The organism is Pseudomonas sp. Cab53 (assembly GCF_018325965.1).
GTDB lineage: Bacteria > Pseudomonadota > Gammaproteobacteria > Pseudomonadales > Pseudomonadaceae > Aquipseudomonas > Aquipseudomonas chlororaphis_E.
In genome coordinates, this window is record NZ_AP021902.1 from 3,150,212 (window position 1) to 3,169,163 (window position 18,952).

Here is an 18,952-nt window from a genome sequence, read left to right on the forward strand (position 1 = left end):
CCAGCCTGACGCACACTGGCCGCAGCCTGCTTCATTGCGCCGGATGACCGGGACGGATCTTGAACCAGATGGAATACATCGCCGGCAGGAACACCAGCGTCATGATGGTGCCGACGAACGTACCGCCGATCAGCGTGTAGGCCAACGTGCCCCAGAAGACCGAGTGCGTCAGCGGAATGAACGCCAGGATCGCCGCCAGGGCCGTCAACAACACCGGGCGTGCACGCTGGACCGTGGCCTCGATGACGGCGTTGAACGGATCCAGCCCTTCCTGCGCGTTGTGGTGGATCTGCCCGATCAGGATCAGCGTGTTGCGCATCAGGATGCCCGACAGCGCGATCAGCCCGACCAGCGCGTTGATGCCGAACGGCTGATGGAAAATCAGCAAGGTCGGCACCACGCCAATCAACCCCAGGGGCGCTGTGAAAAACACCATGATCATCGCCGAGATCGAACGCACCTGGATGATGATGATCAGCAGCGTCAGGGCAATCATGATCGGCACCAGCGGCACGATCGCCTTGCCGGCCTTGCCCGATTCCTCGATGGCCCCGGCCTGCTCGATCCGGTAACCCTGGGGCAGCGTGTCGATGATCGGCTGCAATTGCTTGATGATCGCGCTCGACACGTCCGGCGGCTGCAAGCCTTCGGCGATGTCGCCGCGCACGGTGATGGTGGGCGTGCGGTCACGCCGTCGCAGGATCGGGTCTTCCATGCGTACATCGACCTCGCCGACCTGGGACAGGGGAATGCGTTGGCCCGTGGCCCCTACCAGGGTAAAGCCTTCGATCCTGGCCGGATCGAGGCGGATGTCCCCCGCGGCCCGACCGACCACCTGCACCGAGCGGATGTCCTCGCGCACCGCCGTGATCGGCACGCCCGCCAGCAGGAATTGCAGTTGCTGGGCAACGGCGCTGGAGGTCAGCCCGACCGCCTGCAAACGGTCCTGGTCCAGGTTGAAGTGCAGCGTCGGCGTCAGCGGTCCCCAGTCGGTGTTGACGGTCCTCATCAGCGGGCTGGTTTGCATGACGTCCTGGACGCGACTGGCGATCTCCCGCAGTTTCGACGGGTCAGGCCCCATCACCCGGTACGCCACCGGGAACGGTGAGTACGGACCGAAGACGATCTGCGTGGCCCTGACCCGCGCCTCTGGAGCGAGCCCTTCGGCCACCGCTTCGCGCAGCCGGAACTTGAGGGTTTCCCGGGCTTGCTGATCGTCTGTCAGCACCACGATCTTGGCGAACGATGGATCCGGCAGCTCCGGCGCGATCGCCAGGAAGAAACGCGGCGCCCCCTGCCCGACGTAGGCGGTGATGATCTTGGCTTCCGCCTGCTTCTGCAGCCACGCCTCGACCTTGGCGGTGGTGGCGCTGGTCTGCTCGATGGAAGTGCCATAGGGCATCTGCACTTCGATCATCACCTCGGGGCGGTCCGAGGTCGGGAAGAACTGTTTCTTCACCTGGCCCATGCCCAGGATGGACACGGCAAACAGGGTGATGACCGTGCCGGCCACCAGCCATTTACGCGCGATCACCCGCGCCAGGATGCGACGGAAGCGGTTGTAGCGTGGCGTGTCGTAGATGGCTGCGTGCCCGCCTTCGACCTTTTTGATGTCCGGCAACATTTTCACCCCCAGGTAAGGAGTGAACGCCACCGCGACGACCCAGGAGGCGATCAGCGCGATGCCGACGATCCAGAACATGTTGCTGGTGTATTCGCCGGCAGTGGACTGGGCAAAGCCGTTGGGCATGAAGCCGATCGCCGTCACCAGCGTACCGGAGAGCATTGGCGCGGCCGTGTGGCTCCAGGCATACGCGGAGGCCTTGATCCGGTCGTAGCCCTCCTCCATTTTCACCACCATCATTTCGATGGCGATGATGGCGTCGTCCACCAGCAACCCTAGGGCCAGGATCAGCGAGCCCAGGGTGATCCGGTCGAAGTTCTTGCCGGTGGCCGCCATCACCACAAACACGATGGCCAGGGTCAGGGGCACAGCCGCCGCGACCACGATCCCGACGTGCCAACCCATGCTGATAAAGCACACGACCATCACCACCAGCAAGGCGACGAAGAACTTGACCATGAACTCGTCGACCGCCGAGCTGATGTTGACCGCCTGGTCGGTGACCTTGGTCAGCGTCATGCCCAGCGGCATACCTTCATTGATCTTGCTGGTCTCGGCGTCGAGCGCCTTGCCCAGGTCCAGGCCGTTCCAGCCTTCGCGCATGATCACGCCCAGCAACAGCGCTTCTTCGCCATTGTTGCGCACCAGGAAGGTCGCCGGATCTTCATAACCGCGTTCCACCGTCGCCACGTCCGAGAGTTTCAAGGTCCGGCCTTGGATAGCCAACGGCGTGTCGCGGATTTTTTCCAACTTGTCGAAGGCGCCATCCACCCGCAAAAAGACCTGTGGCCCATGGGTTTCGATGGAACCGGCGGGGGTCAGCACGTTCTGGCTGTTCAGGGCGGCGAAGATATCCTGGGGAGACACCCCCAGGGTCGCCAGCCGATCGTGAGAAAAGGAAACGAAAATACGCTCGGCCTGCTCGCCGATAATGTTGACCTTCTTCACCCCTGCCACGTGCAACAGACGCTGGCGCAGAACCTCGGCATCACGCGCCAGCAGGCGCTGCGGCTCGCCCTTGGCCTTGAGGGCGAACAACGCAAACGTCACGTCCGAATACTCGTCGTTGACCAACGGCCCGATCACCCCCGCCGGCAACCTGGTGGCTTCGTCGTCGAGTTTCTTGCGCGCCTGATAAAACTCCTCCTGCACCTGTGAAGGCGGCGTGCGGTCCAGCAGCGACACCATGGTGAACGCCAGGCCGGGACGGGTGTACGTTTCCGAGCGGTCGTACCATTTCAATTCCTGCAGGCGTTTTTCCAGGGGCTCGGCCACCTGGTCCTGCATCTCCTGCGCCGTCGCGCCCGGCCAGGCCGTGATCACGGTCAGTTGCTTGACGGTAAAGGGCGGATCCTCCGCGCGGCCCAGCGTGAAGAAGGCCAGGGTTCCGGCGACAGCAATCAGAAAAATCAGAAAGACCGTGATGGAGCGCTCGCGCACCGCGAGAGCCGAAAGGTTGAGGCTCATTGGTGGCTCCCGGCGACCTTCACATCGTTTTGTGGCAGCAGCCTGACGGACTCACCCTCACGCAACAGATGGGCGCCCAGGCCGATGATCTGTTCGCCGACGTTGAGACGGCCGGTGACGCGTGCCGCGTCATCGCTCAAGCCCAGGACCTGCACCGCTCGCCAGGTGACTTTGGCCGACTCACCGTCGATGGCCCACACGCCTACGCCATTGCCCGGGTCGTACAACGCCGCGATCGGCACTTGCATCACCGGCCCCTGGGCCGCGCCTTCGGCGATGCGCAGCGTCACCGTCGAACCCAGCGGTGCGTTGGCCAGTGCGCCTTCGAGCACATAGCGCGCTTCGAAGGTGCGGGTCACTCGGTCTGCCGAATCGGACAGCAACCTGAGTTTCGCGGTGACAGCTGCGCTGGAGCGGCCATAAAGCGTCGCTTGCGCACTCGAGCCGACGGCGGGCCGCAGGGTTTCCGGCAACTGCACGACGGCTTCGCGTTGCCCGGCTCGCGCCAGCCGGACCACCGGTTGCCCAGGGCTGACGACCTGCCCCGGCTCGGCCAGCGTTTCCATCACCACACCGTCGGCGTCGGCGACGAGCACCGCGTAGCCGGAAGCATTGCGGGCCACGTCGGCCTGCGCCTCGGCAGCGCTGAGCTGGGCCTTGGCGGTGTCGGCGGCGGCTTTGATCTGGTCGTAGCCCGACGCCGAAATCGCGCCGGCGGCCACCAACTCACGATACCGCGCTTCATCATCCGCGGTTTGCTTGGCCCGAGCGCGTGCGGCCGTGACCGCTTCTTGCTGGGCCCGCGCCTGCAAGCCCAAGTCGATCGGGTCCAGGCGCATCAAAGGTTGACCCTTTTTAACGGTCTGGCCCGCATCCACCAATCGCTCCAGCACCTTACCGGAAACACGAAAGCCCAGGTCACTCTGAACCCGGGCGGCCACGACGCCGGTGAAAGAACGCGCACTGGTAGAGGCCCCCTGCACTTGCACCACCCTCACCAGAGGAGCAAGCGTGCGGGGATCGGTGGCAGTGGATGAATCGCCACACGCCGTGAGGACGAGAGGCAATACGCAAGCGGCCAGGGTGACAGGTCGGAGCCGGAGCATAGGTTCCCTTTATTGAGCAGAGGACGGGGAGCTCATTCTTGCTCTCGTGACCAATTCTGTCAATGGTCACCATTTCAGGTTTTATTTTCAATTCACCTCACATCTAGGTAATCCTAAGTAAACAGGGAGTCTTGGATCCGTTCGAGCGCGTTGCTCATCCATTGACAGCCTGTGACCACTCTATAATATGGTCACAAATATTGATCCTAAGGATACTTCAATGCCTCCCTTCCGCCCCCTTGCTCTGTTGGTAGGCGCCAGCCTGATGGCCGGCTGCGCGGTCGGTCCGGATTACCAGCGTCCGGACACTGCGCTCTCGGATCGCTTCCTGGGCCAGTCCTCTGTCGAACAAAGGCGCGGTGCAGCGCCCACCAGCCTCACCACCTGGTGGGAGGGATTTGGCGACCCGGTACTGAGTGATTTCATCGCCAAAGCGCTGGAGCAGAACCTTGACCTTGCCCAGGCATCGGCGCGCGTTGCCCAGGCGCGTGCCGGCCTTGGCGCCGCCAATGCCGCCCTGCTGCCCTCGGGAAACATCAGCGGCCAGGCCGCACGCGCCTATCAATCGGTCGAGACCCCGTTGGGCCGGGTGCTCGATTCGACGCCTGGCTTTGACCGGTACGGCAATGCCTATGAGCTGGACCTGAGCGCGAGCTGGGAGCTGGATCTCTTTGGTGGCCTGCGACGCGGACGCGAAGCCGCATTGGCCGACTACCAGGCCTCCGAGGCCGGTGTCGCCGCCACAAGACTTGCCGTCGCCGCGCAGACCGCTGACATCTACATCACCCTGCGCGGCCTGCAAGCGCGACTCGACATCGCGAACCGCCAGGTCAAGACCCAGCAGGACTTGCTCGAGAAAGTCCAACTGCTCTACAGCAAAGGCCTCGCCGCCCACTATCAGATCCGCCAGACCGAGGGCGCGCTCGCTCAAGTGCAGGCCACGGTGCCTGTGCTGCAGACTGGCCTGGATGCCACGCTGAATGCACTGGATGTCATGCTCGGCACACCGCCAGGCACCCATCGCCAGCAACTGGCCGAAACAGGCAGCATTCCCCTGCCCCCTCAAATCAACGAAATGGGGACGCCGGCTGATCTGCTGCGCCGGCGGCCGGACCTCATCGTCGCCGAGCGCCGGCTCGCCGCTTCCAATGCCCGCATCGGGGAAGCCATCGCCGAGTACTACCCGAAATTTTCCCTCAGTGCGTTGCTCGGCAGTGCCACCAGCGTGTCGGCCGGGCACCTGTTCTCCGGCGGCGCCAGCCAGGCTTCTGGCGCACTGGGTCTGCGCTGGCGGCTGTTCGACTTTGGCCGGATCAACGCGCAGATCGACCAGGCCAAGGGGCAGGAAGCTGAAGAACTGGCGGCCTACCGCCAATCCGCGCTTCGGGCCACGGAGGATGTCGAGAACGCGCTCTCCGCCCTGGTGAACCGAGAGTCCCAGGCGACCACCCTCATTTCAGGCGAAGCGTCACTGAGCGAGGCTCGCCAGTCGTCCTTTATTGCCTATCAGAAAGGTGCGGCCAGCCTGATCGACGTCCTCAACGCCGACCAGACGCTGCTCCAGGCATCCGATGCACGGGCACAGGCACGAACCGAGGCGGCGCGCGCGGCAGTCGCGGCGTTCAAGGCCCTCGGTGGCGGCTGGCAAGCGCCTCAGCCGCAGCCCGTGGCGAGTCGATGATCTGACATGTTGTTTTCAATCTTTCTTTACCACCGGAGTCCAGCCACATGAAAAGCAACGACAATTCCTGGGTGCTCATCACGGGTGCTTCCAGCGGCTTCGGCGAGGAGTTCGCCCGGCAATACGCAGCCCAGGGAAAATCCCTGGTTCTGGTAGCCCGCAGGCTGGACAAGCTTGAAGCGCTGTCGGCCCAGTTGCGCGAGCGCTTCGGCATCGAGATCCTCGTCGAGCAGGTCGACCTGTCTTCGGTCCCGGCGATCATCGAGCTGCACAAGCGGCTGGGTCAACAGGGTATTGTGGTCGATGTACTCATCAACAACGCCGGCCATGGATTGCAGGGCCCCTTTCTGGACCACTCCGTCGACCAGTCCCAGGCGATGATCAACCTCGACATCGCCAGCCTGACCCTGCTGACTCGGCTCTTTGCCGCGGACATGCGCGCCCGGCGTCGCGGGCACATTCTGCATATCGCCAGCCTGCTGTCCTACCAGGGGGTGAAAAACTTTGCGGTCTATTCAGCGGCAAAGGCCTACGTACTCCGCTTCTCCGAGGCGCTGCACCAGGAGCTCAAGGCCGATGGTGTGGTCGTGACCGCACTGTGCCCGGGCATGTCCGATACCGGGTTTGCCCAAAGCGCCAGCCAGAAACTCACGCCGGTGCTGAGGAAGGTGATGATGCAACCTCAACCGGTGGTTCGCGCCGGCATCCGCGCGCTGCAAGCCGGGCGCATGAGTGTCGTACCCGGTTTCGGCAACAAGGCGCTCACGGTGTTGACCTGGGCCACGCCGCGCTGGCTCCACCAGCGCCTGATGGCCAATGTCATGGGTGTATGAAGGTCGCCGTGTGCCGGGCGCCGCATAGGCGCCCGGCACACGGCATGTCGCGTCAGAAGCGATAGCTGATCGAAGTACCGAAACCGCTGGCGCTGTTGCGGTATTTGGCACTGTACGCGCCACGGGTCGCAGAGGTTTCGTTGACCCGCACGCTCTCTTCCTGGAGATAGGAATACGCCAGGTCGATTGTCACATCCTGCACCGGCGTCCAGCCGGCACCGAAGCTGAGCACGGTGCGATCACCGGTTGGAATCCGCGGCCCGCGGTTGGTGTTGTTGGCCGGCGACTGATCCACCGACATGCCGGCGCGCAGCACCCACTGGTCGTTCAACCGGTATGCCGCGCCGATTGCATGGGCCCAGGTGTCATGCCAGTTCTGTTCTTCGCTGACAGTGCCCAGCGCGCCGCTCAACAGCGCAGGCAAGCCTGAGTTCTCGATGGTCAGTTCCTTGAAGCGACTCCAGCGTGTCCAGGTACTGCCCAGATAAAGGGTCCAGTCGTCATTGAGCTGATGAGTGAGCGAGAGATCGACTGACTCCGGGAGGTCCACATCCAGTGACGCGTCATAACTACGCCCGCTGACCCCGACGACGCTGAAAATCCCGCCGGTGAGCTTGGACTTCGCGTCCAGGTGATAACTGACCTTGGAGTGATACGTCAGCCCCAGGCGGGTCCGGTCGGTGGCCTGCACCAGGAGACCGGCATTGAAGCCGAGTGCGGTGTCGTCGCCGTTGCTTTTCAGCTTCCCATCGTTGCTGCCGGGGCTCAGAGGATTGGGGACCATTCCGGAGATCTCACCGCTGATCCGGTTGATGGTCGGCCCGAACCCGATCGACACCTTGTCGTTGAAGGCATAGCTGACAGTGGGCTGGAAGGTCAGCGTCGTCACTTCGCTTTTGTTGGCGTAGTAACGCCCGGCAAAGTCGCTGCCGTAATCGGTGATCAAGCCAAACGGCACGTAGAAACCCACGCCGACGGCCCAGTGCTCGTCCAGCGGCTTGACGTAGTAACCCATCGGCACCGTGGTGGTTGGCACCATGTCACCGTCTTGCTGGCCGCCGAATGTGCTGCGGGTCTGGCTGATATCGCTCTTGGCAAACAGCGTCGCTGCGCCGAGGCTGACCTGCTCGTGCTTCAAGCGCGACATGCCCGCCGGGTTACCGAAGACCGTGCTGGCATCTTCCGCTGAAGAAGAACGCCCGGCGAATCCCGTCCCCATCCCGCTGATGCTCTGTTCGTTAAGGGCGAAGCCGCTTGCAAACACCTGGGAAGTGGCAAGGGTGACGGCGAGCCCCAAGGGGGCCTTGAGCAAGATTTTTTTCATTATTAGAACTCTAGGAACACTGGCTGAGGGGTGTAACGGTTTGCTTTTCTATCAGGTGAAAATGGCCACGGTCTGACGTGCCCAAAGCACTCGCCGCCCGCTCTCGTCCCAGACCTCCATGTCCTGTAACGAATAGCCTTCGAAGGCCTGGCGACTGAAGGAACCGATAAGAAACCATTCGCCGGCCACGGCGGGCTGCGGCAGATCGATTGTCCAGGACGCCGAGCTGATGGCGGCCGGCTCCGTGAAGCAGGTCATGGCGGCTGGCGGCAGACTGTCCGCGAGGGCGATCAGGGCCACCGCCGGGTCCACCCCTTGGGCATCCAGGTGACGGACCCACATCAATAGCTCGGGATTTTGCGCACCGGACACCGGCAACGAGCCGCCTGCGGGACGCATCTCGAAGTTGAAGGCGCAGGCCGGCGCAATGGCGCGGTCCAGCTCCAGCGTGGGGTATCGCGACGGGCCTTCCACCGGCGGGCAACCCCACGCCTCATGGGTAATCCGGCTGGCCCGTGGCTGCGCAAACAGCAAGGTCGTGCGCAACGCCAGCTCATCACCGGACGTGCAGTCGACCGACACTGAAGTCACGGATCGCCCTTCGCGCAACACGCTTGTGTGGAATGTCTGGGGTTGCGTGACGGGCCCAATGAATGACACCTGCGCAGACTTGAACGGCGGGAAGCCTTCAGGCCGCTCGCGCAAAACCGTCTCCAACGACAATGCCGCCGACAAGCCACCGAAGATCGTTCGACCTTGCTGCCAATTGGCCGGAGCCACAAATGGCACGCCCGGATCAAATTGCGCCAAAACCTCAGCGAAGCGGGTCATATCGACGTTCTCCTACGGAGCTGAACGAGAACCCGCACGAGCGTCGCAAACACATGCCGAAGCTGTATCGAGGGGATCTCTGGATCGTTGAAGCCATACTTATTCAAGTGACTAATTGTGTCAATAGTCACCATGCAGACAAAAAGCGACTTCTCGGTCAGGCACCTACCGAAAGCGAGGAACGTGGTGTGGTTTGGGACGGCTGCGCGCGGCAGCCCTCCGTTCAGGGCATCAGGCTGCGCAGGATGAGGTTCGCGGTCAGCGTCGGCGCAACCTCGACGTGGTCGAGGCTGTACTGCAGCAACAGAGGATTGACGAAAGGTCGGAGGGTCAGGTGGATCGCTTCAACGGTTTCGTCCAGGGGAGTCTTGCGCTCGAACTCACCGCTTTCACGCCCTTCGCGCACCACCTGCACCACGAATTGCTTGATCCGTGCGTCATACACCTGGGAGCTGGGCCAGCGCTCCGACGCGGAGAATGCGGCAATGTCGTAGAGCTTGCGATCATTGAAGAACAGGTCGATTCCGGTGGTGATCAAGGTCTTGACCAGACGGCGAAAGCGCTCTGTCGAAGAGAGCCCTTGCTCGTTGATGGCCTCCTCCACGGCCTCGACGATCTTCGCAAGACAACTGGAGCAAATGGCCTCGCCAATCGCCTGCTTGGAATCGAAGAACTTATAGATGTACGCCTTGGAAAAGCCGATGGCCTTGGCCAAGTCGGACACAGTGGTCTTGGCGTAACCGTATTGACTGAAATGCTCGTTGGCCGCCGCGACAATCTGGTCGCGAATGTCATGATCGGCAGGGCCGCGAGTGCTGGGCGAAGGTGCTGGAGACTGGTTCATAGAAAGCAGCTTACGCATCCCAGCGAGCGATGACAACTTGTGACCACTTACGAATACCGTCACAAGGTAACCATTCGTCAGTTGCATAAGGGATGCGGTGAGTGGTTGCCCTGCGCTCGACCGCACACCCTGCTGTTAAGTCTGCCCGGCCACCTAGCGACCCAACTAAGTCTGCGGCCGTCGATCGGATCGAGATTGGCGCAAATAAAAATTAATTCGCAATAAGCCGCATCAATTTAAAGCGTAGCTCGCAATTGATTCTTTCCAGACAATTGACTAAATATTACACACGCAACACATTAGACGCCGCTGGGACACCACTTCGCGCGCTACGGCAATATATGGTAAGGAATACCAAATACTTGAAGTCAATGACGACTTCCTCTCAGGGAAAGAGCCTGTAACACCTAGCCTTCGCGGCTCCTCCAGCCCGCCCTGCTTTAGGCCTCCTCTACGATTTTTACTACAAAAATCTGAAGCTTTCCGATTAAGCCACGGCATCAATTTGAAATTTTGTTTCTCACTTTTTTTGAGGTCAGCTGCTGCGCAGCAGATTTCACGGTAGAGCGCCTCATATCCATATGAAAGGCGTATGGGCTGGCTTACCGATCGGACTGATCAAACAGATGTCGCCATTTTATCGATCTCAATCAGTCGCCCAATTCATGCTGGAAAGCGGTCGAGTAAAGGGGTAGCGGCTGTAACGCATTTATTGTTTCACTAGCCTATGACAGTGCAGTTCCATATAAGGACATTGCACTCTATGGAATAGCTCATGGTTCTCTACGATTTTCCGTATCGCCCCAACGTGCCCTGAATCCCAGCTTCCGGGAGGAAACGTTAAGAGGCCGAACCCAAACGGCCCACCTCAACATCATCGCAGGTATGTTGACGCTGATATTGGGGCAGACGCCATCAGGGAATCGATACTCATCCTTCGAGTCGCTGACGTCAGTGATCGACGCCCTAGTCGCTTTCCACGGTCATCGTCCTGGCATAAGCGAAGAAACCCTGCTCGCTACGTTTGCGATGGACAAAAAAACTGCCCCCGCCAACGTGCCTGCGCGGGGGCAGCTTATTTAGATACCGCTCAATGTGAAAGGAACGTTTACGGCAACTTACTTCCAGTTTGCTGCCAGTACCGAGTCAAGCTGAGCTCGCTGATCCGTGGTAATGGTCGTTTCAGCACCTGGAGCCACACCAAACGAAGCCATCGTGTCGACCAGACTCTGAACTTGACTATCAAGCAACGTCTTTCCGTCAGACAATTTCATGGCCTCAATGTGATAAACACCCCCTTGATACCAGTTACTGACTGTCAGCTTCTCGTCTCCGCCAACGACGCTTATTTCCAAATCAGACCCACTCCTGCGGAACCAAAGGTCTTGAGGGCTAAGATCCGTCCCAAGCGCTAAGGTATCGCTCATTCCATAGCCTGGATCATACTCATTGACAGTGTCCTGGCCATCGCCGCGGTTAAACAGATAGGTATCCGCGAAGTATCCGCCGGTCAATGTGTCGTCCCCTGCCCCTCCCGACAACGTATTGTCTCTTGAGTTGCTAGACACCTGAATCACGTCGTTCCCAGCCTCACCGAATAACCGGTTAGTACCGGCTCCGCCGTCAAGCACGTCGTTACCAGCACCGCCATAGATATTGTCATTGCCGTTGGAGCCCGACAGGCTATCGGCTCCTGCTGTGCCTACCTGCCGCAGGCCCTTAGCTGCGATATCCGCCAGAGCCCATGACGTACCGTCGGCGAACTCGACACGCTCAAGCACGCTCTGTGTCACCCCAGAAGCACTCGACGTCGCCCCGTCAAACCAGCCTTTAACTTTGACCTGGTCTATACCGTTGCTGTGCATGAACACGACGTCCGCCCCTGACTTGTAAGCTTGGATGTCGCTAGCCAGGATCCCTGTCCCAAACCTCAAGGTATCGATGCCACCATAACCAGGGTCGTACTCGGAGATCGTGTCCTGACCGTCTCCCAGGTTGAACACATAAGTGTCTGAGAAGTAGCCGCCCGTCAGAGTATCGTTACCAGTGCCGCCAACCAGGAGGTTGTCCCTTGAGTTCGTAGCAACCTGGATCAAATCGTTGCCAGCATCACCGAACAGTTGGTTAGTTCCGCCTGCCGCGTCTAGTGTGTCGTCTCCACTTCCGCCGTGGATAATATCGTTACCATTCCAACCGAGCATGGTGTCGGCATTGTCCGTGCCCGTTTGATTCAATCCTGTTGCAACCATGTCGGACCAAGTCCAATACGTGCCATCGGCAAACTCGACACGTTCGATGACGCTTTGACTTACAGAGCTTGTATTCGAGGTCACGCCATCGAACAAGCCTTTGACTGTTATCTGATCAGTCCCGTTTCGATGAAGAAAGGTCAAGTCGAAACCGGTTCTGCGCATGAGGATATCGCTGGCTTGGACTCCGGAACCAAACCGCAAGGTGTCGAGGCCGCCGTAACCCGGATCGTATTCGGAGATCGTGTCCTGGCCATCACCCAAGTTGAACAGATAGGTGTCTGAGAAATAACCACCGGACAACGTATCGTTACCGGTCCCACCGGCCAAGGTGTTATCCCTCGAGTTATAGGCGACTTGGATTACATCATCGCCGGCATCCCCGAACAGTTGGTTGGTACCGGCTCCGCCATCCAAGGTATCGTTTCCACTTCCTCCATGGATGATGTCGTTGCCATTAAAACCAACCAGGTTGTCCGCCCCCGCGTTCCCCGTCTGGCTCAGACCCGCTGCAACCATATCCGACCATGTCCAGAATGTGCCGTCTGCGAATTCAACGCGCTCAATGAGGGTCGAGGTGACGGCGCTCGCATCGCTACCATTGCGGTCGAACACCCCCTTAACCATTAGCTGGTCCGAGCCGTTACGGTGCAGAAACATTAAGTCAGCACCAGTCCGACGTATCACAATGTCGCTGGCGACAATATCGCTGCCAAAACGTAGAGTATCCGTCGCTACGTTACCGCCGTCATACTCGCTGATAGTGTCCTGACCATCACCTAGGTTGAACACGTATGTGTCCGAGAAATAACCACCAGTCAAGACATCGTTACCCGAGCCGCCGGCCAGTGTGTTGTTCCTTGAATTGTAAGCGACTTGAATAACATCATTGCCTGCATCACCGAATAGCTGATTCGTACCGGATCCGCCATCCAGTAGGTCATCACCGTCTCCACCATTGATGCTGTCGTTACCGCTCGACCCCGATAGGCTATCGTTCCCGGCTGTACCGACTTGGCGAAAGCCCTTAGTTGCGATATCAGCCAGAGACCATGAGGTTCCATCAGCGAACTCTACACGTTCGAGTACACTCTGAGTCACGGCAGCCGCACTGGAGCTCGTTCCATCAAACCAGCCTTTGATTCTGACTTGGTCGGTGCCATTGTTGTGCATGAAAACGACGTCAGCGCCTGACTTGTAGGCTTGAATGTCGCTAGCCAGAATCCCCGCCCCGAACCGCAAGGTATCGATGCCACTAAAACCAGCGTCGTATTCCGAGATCGTGTCCTGCCCATCTCCCAAGTTGAACAGATAGGTGTCTGAGAAGTAACCTCCGGTCAACGTATCGTTACCGGTCCCACCGGCCAATATGTTGTCCCTTGAGTTATAGGCGACCTGGATTACATCATCTCCGGCATCTCCAAACAGCTGGTTGGTACCGGTCCCGGCATCCAAGGTATCGTTTCCAGCGCCAGCGTGAATGTTGTCGTTGCCATTGAAACCGACCAAGGCATCGGCGCCCGCCGTGCCCGTCTGGTTCAGACCCGCCGCAACCATGTCCGACCATGTCCAGAACGTGCCGTCGGCGAACTCAACACGCTCAATGAGGGTCGAGGTGATAGCGCTCGCATCGCTACCATTGCGGTCAAACACCCCCTTAACCGTCACTTGGTCCGAGCCATTACGGTGCAGGAACATTAAGTCAGAACCAGTCCGACGCATCACAATGTCGCTGGCGAGAATACCGCTGCCAAAACGCAGGGTGTCCATCGCCGAGTGGCCGGCGTCGTACTCCGTGATAGTGTCCTGGCCATCACCCAGGTTGAATACGTAAGTGTCCGAAAAGTAGCCACCGGTCAATGTGTCGTTACCGGTCCCACCGGCCAAGGTGTTATCCCTCGAGTTATAGGCGACTTGGATTACATCATCGCCGGCATCCCCGAACAGTTGGTTGGTACCGGCTCCGCCATCCAAGGTATCGTTTCCACTTCCTCCATGGATGATGTCGTTGCCATTGAAACCAACCAAGTTGTCCGCCCCCGCGGTCCCCGTCTGGCTCAGACCCGCTGCAACCATATCCGACCATGTCCAAGTTGTGCCATCTGCAAACTCAATACGCTCGATGAGAGTCGAGGTTACGGCACTGGCAGCGGAAGTATCGCGGTCAAAGACTTCTTTGACCGTCACTTGGTCCGAGCCGTTACGGTGCAGGAGTACCAAGTCAGAGCCAACACGACGCATCACAATGTCACTGGCGAGAATACCGCTGCCAAAACGCAGGGTGTCAGTCGCCGAGTTGCCGGCGTCGTACTCGGTGATCGTGTCCTGACCATCACCCAGATTGAACACGTAAGTGTCCGAAAAGTAGCCACCTTTCAGCGTGTCCTTTCCAGTACCGCCAGCCAAAATGTTATCTCTAGAGCTAGAAGCGACTTGAATACTGTCGTCCCCTGCATCGCCGTACAGCCGATTGACTCCCGCTCCGCCGTCGATAATGTCATCCCCGTCCCCACCCCGAATGTTGTCGTTCCCCGAACCGCCAGCCAACACATCCCCCAGCTCCGTGCCAACTTGGCCCAAGCTGATGGAGGAAATATCTGAAAATGACCACACTGTGCCGTCGGCGAACTCGATACGCTCAAGAACGCTCTGCGTCACTACAGAAGCACTAGACGTCGTCCCGTCAAACCAGCCTTTGATTCTGACTTGGTCAGTGCCATTGTTGTGCATGAAAACGACGTCAGCGCCTGACTTGTAGGCTTGAATGTCGCTAGCCAGAATCCCCGCCCCGAACCGCAAGGTATCGATGCCACTAAAACCAGCGTCGTATTCCGAGATCGTGTCCTGCCCATCTCCCAAGTTGAACAGATAGGTGTCTGAGAAGTAACCTCCGGTCAACGTATCGTTACCGGTCCCACCGGCCAATATGTTGTCCCTTGAGTTATAGGCGACCTGGATTACATCATCTCCGGCATCTCCAAACAGCTGGTTGGTACCGGTCCCGGCATCCAAGGTATCGTTTCCAGCGCCAGCGTGAATGTTGTCGTTGCCATTGAAACCGACCAAGGCATCGGCGCCCGCCGTGCCCGTCTGGTTCAGACCCGCCGCAACCATGTCCGACCATGTCCAGAACGTGCCGTCGGCGAACTCAACACGCTCAATGAGGGTCGAGGTGATAGCGCTCGCATCGCTACCATTGCGGTCAAACACCCCCTTAACCGTCACTTGGTCCGAGCCATTACGGTGCAGGAACATTAAGTCAGAACCAGTCCGACGCATCACAATGTCGCTGGCGAGAATACCGCTGCCAAAACGCAGGGTGTCCATCGCCGAGTGGCCGGCGTCGTACTCCGTGATAGTGTCCTGGCCATCACCCAGGTTGAATACGTAAGTGTCCGAAAAGTAGCCACCGGTCAATGTGTCGTTACCGGTCCCACCGACCAATGTGTTATCCCTCGAGTTATAGGCGACTTGGATTACATCATCGCCGGCATCCCCGAACAGTTGGTTGGTACCGGCTCCACCATCCAAGGTATCGTTTCCACTTCCTCCATGGATGATGTCGTTGCCATTGAAACCAACCAAGTTGTCCGCCCCCGCGGTCCCCGTCTGGCTCAGACCCGCTGCAACCATATCCGACCATGTCCAGGTTGTGCCATCTGCAAACTCAATACGCTCAATAAGGGCCGAAGCAAGAGCGCTACTATCAGAAGTATTTCGATCGAACACTGCTTTTAGGGTTACCTGATCGATACCATTACGATGCATGAACACCAAATCGGAACCAGTCCTACGCATCAAGATATCGCTGGCGAGTATGTCTTCGCCGAAACGAAGAACATCCGTAGCGCTATAACCGGGATCATATTCCGAGATTGTGTCCTGACCGTCACCTAAATTAAACAAATAAGTGTCTGAAAAGTAGCTGCCGGTCAACGTATCGTTACCGGTTCCTCCGGCTAAAGTATTGTCCGTTGAGTTGTAGGCGACCTGGATTACATCTTCGCCCGCCTCACCAAAAAGCTGATTCTTACCAGTTCCACCATCAAGAATATCGTTTCCACTACCACCATGGATGATGTCGTCACCGCCGCCACCATAGAGAGTGTCGCTGCCGTCGTCCCCTCTCAAGCTATCGTTACTACCTTGGCCGTGCAAAGTGTCATTACCCAATCCCCCTACCAACGAGTCAGCAGCATCGGTTCCTGGCAGAAGGTCGTCCCCCTCAAATCCATTCTGGGCCATGGTGCTAATGAAATCTGACGTCCACACAGTTCCATCAGCGAAGTTAACTTGCTGAACTCGGTAAGAGAGACCACCCGACGGTTCAAAATAATATTTTATCGTCAGACGATCTGTTGTGCCCCTCAAGGAAATGACTAAGTCTGTGCCAGATTGGCTGAGTATAACATCCTCAGAAGTAATACCATCGGCAAATGTAATGGCATCGAATTCGGCGACGCCTAATTGAGGATTATTAATTGTATCCTGCCCCCAACCCTTGCCGAATTGATAAGTATCTGAACCTTCGCCACCCTCTAGGAAATCGTTCCCAAATCCGCCTATCAAGACGTCATTGCCAGTGCTTCCGTAGAGGCTATCATCACCCTCGCCACCTGCAAGCACATCATTTCCATCACCACCGTTGACTAAATCTTTCCCCTCATCCCCATCAAGAAGGTCATCATTAGCAAGACCATATAACCTATCATCGCCCAAGCCCCCCTTGAGGGTATTGATAGAGGCATCACCCCAAATGACATCATTCCCGTCGGTTGGACGTTGTACGACCATCTTTATTTGGTCAATTGTCCAAAAGCTGCCGTCATCAAATACGACGTGATCGACCGCGTAACCATGATTAGCAACAGTATCCTCGTCAAAATAACTCTGTATCGTAACTGAATCCGACGTACCCTTTATTTCCAAAATCAGATCATAGTAGTTGCGTCGAACTATAATATCCGCTGCGGTTATGCTTGGACCAAATAGCAGCTTGTCAATTTTAGAACCACTTACGTCTTGATCGGCATTAAAAATGGTATCCTTTCCATCGCCCCTACCGAATTCGTAGACATCAGCACCATCTCCACCGGCAAGATAATCTTCCCCCACACCGCCCGACAACAGATCATCGCCTAGACCTCCGTATATACGATCATTGCCACTGAATCCATACAAAGAGTCATCCAGGCCCGTACCATTGAGGACATCGTTCCCAAACCCACCAAAAGAACTATCTTTTCCGATATTCTTTAACAAGCTATCGAAAAGTCCGTCTTCGGTCGCAGGGGCAAGCTGGAGCCGTTCGATCAAACCACGCCCGAAATCTCCAAGCTCAGAAAGACTCCTTCCAAACTCAGTTATAGACACAGCTCCAGCTTCATGATCATTGTCGAACTGCACCTTCAGCTTAGAAATTATAGAGGACACATTCCAAACGCTGCCAGTTTCGGTCAATTCAATTTCCACACCATCAAACATTGATGAGAAATGAGTTTGCAGCATTAGCTTGCCGTAAACGGCCGCCATAAGATTATCAAAAGACTGGAGCAAGATTGCTGCCGCCGGGCCATGGGGATTGGGATCACGAGTTCCCCAACACCAAGTCCCCAAGTAATTCTCACCCAGAAACGCTTCTAATACCGCAAGTTTCCTCGCATCCCCGATTACGTTTCCATAGATCTGAGTTGCTGCACGGCTTTCAGGATCGATATCTTCGACCCCGGCCCAATGATATAGGATGTCAATGACCAAGTTTTGGCGCGTAGTTGAATCATTGGCATTGACAAACTGCTCAAGAAGCGACTTCAACTCCCCCGAAGCATCAAGCGCCATTGCGGTATGCAAATTATGTACATTCCCAAATCCATCCAAATTAGGGAGTATACTGATAGCGCTAGGTATAGTCGTTTCAGCTAGGTCAATCGTGTCCGCACCGTCCGCTATGAACCAGACGTCTTCCGCAATACCAATACTTCCGTCCGTGCGCAAAAAAGTTCCCACCTGACGATGTTGATTGCCACTAGCATCTATAACCGACGCTGAAACATCACCATTAGCATCAACAGCGCCAGGTTCTTCGTACCCGGTATTGATAGCGGCGACTCCCACACTTTCAAGAGAATAAAGCTCACCAGACTGGCTGACACCATCAGAATTATCATCTACCCAGACCCGCACTTGCGAAAAAGCGGAATCGCGCACATCAAATACGCCATCTCCATTTTCATCAAGCGCGCTTAATGATAGAAAACCATTTGCAGCCTTATTTCCTTTTGCTCCCATCGAGTTATTACCAAACAACTCGCTGCCGGCATCAATCGTACCGTTTCCGTTTCTGTCGAGAACCAATAACCCGTCATCTGGAGCCACCCAGCCTGACGCTTCGGAAAACTGATTACCATCGTGATCAAAATGGATGCCAGCAGATAGGCCAAGTGTTTCGACACCATCTCCATCTAGATCCAAAATGATCGGACTTCTCGTTATCTCTGCAGTACCGAATGCCCGTTTCATATCCAAGATCAACTTATTATTAAGTTCTTGAGTCCACGGCATAATAAGATGCGCCCTTAATGCCTCAATATTACTTGTCGGCCAGATTGCACCCTCGTACCCTTCAGAGTTAAGATCCACAAGACTTAGTGCTTTCCACACAAAATCAATGCAACTATTATTGATCCCTGAATACTGTAGACTGAAATTATATGCCTCTGGACTCTGCGCAAAATCGAGCAGGGTTTGATATTGATAGTCAGTTATATTTATCTGTTGACTATATTCAGTTCCTAAGTAATGTTCATCGTCATGACGCTTAACTTCGCCAGGCCCGTAGGGACTTCCGTCTTCGATGGGAGCAAAACCGAAGCTTAGAGCGCTTCCATCATCTGAAACCAACTCAAACCATAGATGCCCAGTTTGAGACGCACCTCCATCCGATAAAGGGGTGCCACGACTAGCGACGTTGACCATTAACTTAGGCATAAATTC

Annotated in this window: 8 protein-coding genes; 2 read left to right on the forward strand and 6 right to left on the reverse strand. The window is 57.3% G+C overall.

The window, feature by feature from the left end:
* Positions 1–31: 31 nt before the first annotated feature.
* Positions 32–3,091, reverse strand: a complete 3,060-nt coding sequence (locus KI241_RS13760) for an efflux RND transporter permease subunit (RefSeq protein ID WP_047738699.1) — start codon at positions 3,089–3,091, stop codon at positions 32–34.
* On the reverse strand, positions 3,088–4,197 hold the full coding sequence (locus tag KI241_RS13765; RefSeq protein ID WP_047738700.1) for an efflux RND transporter periplasmic adaptor subunit: 1,110 nt from the start codon (positions 4,195–4,197) through the stop codon (positions 3,088–3,090). The genes KI241_RS13760 and KI241_RS13765 overlap by 4 nt, the downstream gene beginning before the upstream one ends.
* A 220-nt stretch (positions 4,198–4,417) precedes the next feature.
* Here KI241_RS13765 and KI241_RS13770 point away from each other — a divergent pair, with 220 nt between their 5' ends.
* On the forward strand, positions 4,418–5,878 hold the full coding sequence (locus KI241_RS13770) for an efflux transporter outer membrane subunit (RefSeq protein WP_212802598.1): 1,461 nt from the start codon (positions 4,418–4,420) through the stop codon (positions 5,876–5,878).
* 47 nt (positions 5,879–5,925) lie between these two features.
* Positions 5,926–6,711 carry an SDR family oxidoreductase gene (locus tag KI241_RS13775; RefSeq protein ID WP_123579083.1) on the forward strand — a complete coding sequence of 262 codons (786 nt, stop codon included), beginning with the start codon at positions 5,926–5,928 and terminating at the stop codon, positions 6,709–6,711.
* Between the two features lie 52 nt (positions 6,712–6,763).
* Here KI241_RS13775 and KI241_RS13780 read toward each other — a convergent pair whose 3' ends face one another.
* The 4 genes from KI241_RS13780 to KI241_RS13795 all read right to left on the reverse strand — a co-directional run bounded on the left by KI241_RS13780 (position 6,764) and on the right by KI241_RS13795 (position 18,946).
* Positions 6,764–8,035 carry an outer membrane protein transport protein gene (locus KI241_RS13780; RefSeq protein WP_047738706.1) on the reverse strand — a complete coding sequence of 424 codons (1,272 nt, stop codon included), beginning with the start codon at positions 8,033–8,035 and terminating at the stop codon, positions 6,764–6,766.
* 51 nt (positions 8,036–8,086) lie between these two features.
* Positions 8,087–8,866, reverse strand: coding sequence for a thioesterase family protein (locus KI241_RS13785; protein WP_042730454.1), 780 nt, complete (start codon positions 8,864–8,866; stop codon positions 8,087–8,089).
* Between the two features lie 223 nt (positions 8,867–9,089).
* A complete protein-coding gene (locus KI241_RS13790) occupies positions 9,090–9,710 on the reverse strand; it encodes a TetR/AcrR family transcriptional regulator (protein WP_042730455.1) in 621 nt (206 codons plus the stop codon).
* A gap of 1,118 nt (positions 9,711–10,828) precedes the next feature.
* Complete coding sequence (locus KI241_RS13795) at positions 10,829–18,946, reverse strand: calcium-binding protein (RefSeq protein WP_212802599.1); 8,118 nt, start codon at positions 18,944–18,946, stop codon at positions 10,829–10,831.
* Positions 18,947–18,952: the final 6 nt, after the last annotated feature.